This window comes from Aquirufa sp. Wall-65K1 (assembly GCF_054558475.1).
In genome coordinates this window covers 1-2838 of the sequence record NZ_JBPXKD010000008.1, presented here as the reverse complement: position 1 = coordinate 2838, position 2838 = coordinate 1, and the positions used below count along the sequence as shown (strand labels likewise).

At 48.6% G+C, this 2838-nt stretch carries 1 rRNA gene; it reads left to right on the top strand.

Annotation, left to right across the window (positions count from 1 at the left end):
* Nucleotides 1-2782 (top strand): 23S ribosomal RNA (locus ACST15_RS11335).
* Nucleotides 2783-2838 lie beyond the last annotated feature (56 nt).

Genomic DNA, 2838 nt, shown 5'->3' with positions numbered 1-2838 from the left:
CGAAGGACGTGTTAAGCTGCGATAAGCTTCGGGGAGGTGCACAAGACCCTTAATCCGAAGATTTCCGAATGGGGCAACCCACTAGATTGAAGATCTAGTATTCTATTTAAATAGAAGGCAAACCTGCTGAACTGAAACATCTAAGTAAGCAGAGGAAGAGAAAACAAAAGTGATTCCGTAAGTAGTGGCGAGCGAACGCGGATTAGCCCAAACCAGTGTTGTTGCGGCAAGACTGGGGTTGTAGGACTTCGATATCGATGATATAAATGAACGAGAACTGTCTGGGAAGGCGGGCCGTAGAAGGTGAGAGCCCTGTATTGGTAAGTTTATGTTATTGTAGGAGTATCCTGAGTAGGGGGGGACTGGAGAAATCCCCTTTGAATCTGCCGGCACCATCCGGTAAGGCTAAATACTACCAAGAGACCGATAGTGAACGAGTACTGTGAAGGAAAGGTGAAAAGTACCCTGAGTAAGGGGGTGAAAAGACCCTGAAACCATACGCTTACAAGCGGTCGGAGCCCTTTCGTGGGGTGACGGCGTGCCTTTTGCATAATGAGCCTACGAGTTACTTTCACTGGCGAGGTTAATCACATAGATGTGAGCAGCCGGAGCGAAAGCGAGTCTGAATAGGGCGCTTAGTCAGTGGGAGTAGACGCGAAACTTTGTGATCTACCCATGAGCAGGTTGAAGCTCCGGTAAAACGGAGTGGAGGACCGAACCAGTTTACGTTGAAAAGTATTTGGATGACTTGTGGGTAGGGGTGAAAGGCCAATCAAACTGAGAAATAGCTCGTACTCCCCGAAATGTTTTTAGGAACAGCCTCGGGGTCAAGTTTTAAGCAGGTAAAGCTACCGATAGGACTAGGGGGAGTCAAATCCTACCAAATCCTGACGAACTCTGAATGGCTTAAAATATACCCGGGAGTGAGGGTTGGGGTGCTAAGGTCCCAATCCGAGAGGGAAAGAACCCAGACCAACAGCTAAGGTCCCAAAATCTTTACTAAGTTGAACTAAGGAAGTCTGATTGCAGTGACAGCCAGGATGTTAGCTTGGAAGCAGCTATTCATTTAAAGAGTGCGTAACAGCTCACTGGTCGAGCGAGGCGGGCATCGATAATAAACGGGCATCAAGTAAAGTACCGAAGCTTTGGATTATATTTATATACTGGTAGGGGAGCATTCTGATTGCGGCGAAGGTTGAGCGACAAGCTTGGCTGGAGCGATCAGAAAAGCAAATGTAGGCATGAGTAACGATAATGAGGGCGAGAAACCCTCACGCCGAAAGACTAAGGTTTCCTCAGCTATGCTAATCAACTGAGGGTTAGTCGGGGGCTAAGGGTCTAGCGAGAGCGACAACCTAATGCACAACAGGTTAATATTCCTGTACTTACTTATTGGGCAAATAGATGACGGAGAGAATGGGTTACCAGATACTGACGGAATAGTGTCTTTGAGAGGCGGCAGCAATGCCAAAACGAGTGTAGCGAGTGATCTTCCAAGAAAAGTCTAGGCGTGTATAACTAATAAGTAACCCGTACCGTAAACCGACACAGGTGGTCGAGAAGAATATTCTAAGGCGCTCGAGTGAATCACGGCTAAGGAACTCGGCAAATTAACCCTGTAACTTCGGGATAAAGGGAGCCTCGAGTAATCGAGGCCGCAGAGAAATGGCCCAGGCGACTGTTTAACAAAAACACATGGCTTTGCAAAATCGAAAGATGACGTATAAGGCCTGACACCTGCCCGGTGCTGGAAGGTTAAGGGGGGATGTTAGCTGCAAGGCGAAGCATTGAACTGAAGCCCCAGTAAACGGCGGCCGTAACTATAACGGTCCTAAGGTAGCGAAATTCCTTGTCGGGTAAGTTCCGACCTGCACGAATGGTGTAACGATCTGGGCACTGTCTCAGCCGTGAGCTCGGTGAAATTGTAGTAACGGTGAAGATGCCGTTTACCCGCAACGGGACGGAAAGACCCCATGAACCTTTACTATAGCTTAGCATTGAGTTTTGGTACTGGATGTGTAGGATAGGTGGGAGGCTGTGAGCCGGTGTCGCTAGGCATCGGGGAGCCAACGTTGAAATACCACCCTTCTTGTACTGGAATTCTAATCCCTGAATGGGAGACATTGCTTGGTGGGTAGTTTGACTGGGGTGGTCGCCTCCAAAAGAGTAACGGAGGCTTTCAAAGGTTCCCTCAGCACGCTTGGTAACCGTGCGTAGAGTGCAATAGCAAAAGGGAGCTTGACTGTGAGACCGACAAGTCGATCAGGTACGAAAGTAGGATATAGTGATCCGGTGGTTTAGTATGGAACAGCCATCGCTCAAAGGATAAAAGGTACTCTGGGGATAACAGGCTGATCTCCCCCAAGAGCTCACATCGACGGGGAGGTTTGGCACCTCGATGTCGGCTCGTCACATCCTGGGGCTGGAGAAGGTCCCAAGGGTTCGGCTGTTCGCCGATTAAAGTGGCACGCGAGCTGGGTTCAGAACGTCGTGAGACAGTTCGGTCCCTATCTGTTGTGGGCGTAGGAATATTGACAGGTTCTGACTTTAGTACGAGAGGACCGAGTTGGACTGACCGCTGGTATATCAGTTGTTCTGCCAAGGGCATAGCTGAGTAGCCACGTCGGGACCAGATAAGCGCTGAAAGCATCTAAGTGCGAAACTGACCTGAAGATGAGTATTCCATGAAGGGTCCGTGTAGACGACACGGTCGATAGGCTACAGATGTAAAGGCAGTAATGTCAAAGTCGAGTAGTACTAATTACCCGAAAGCTTACTTTTATAAAAAAATGCAACGACTGTTTATTTTATCTCACAATATGGAAAAAGGCTAAGCCT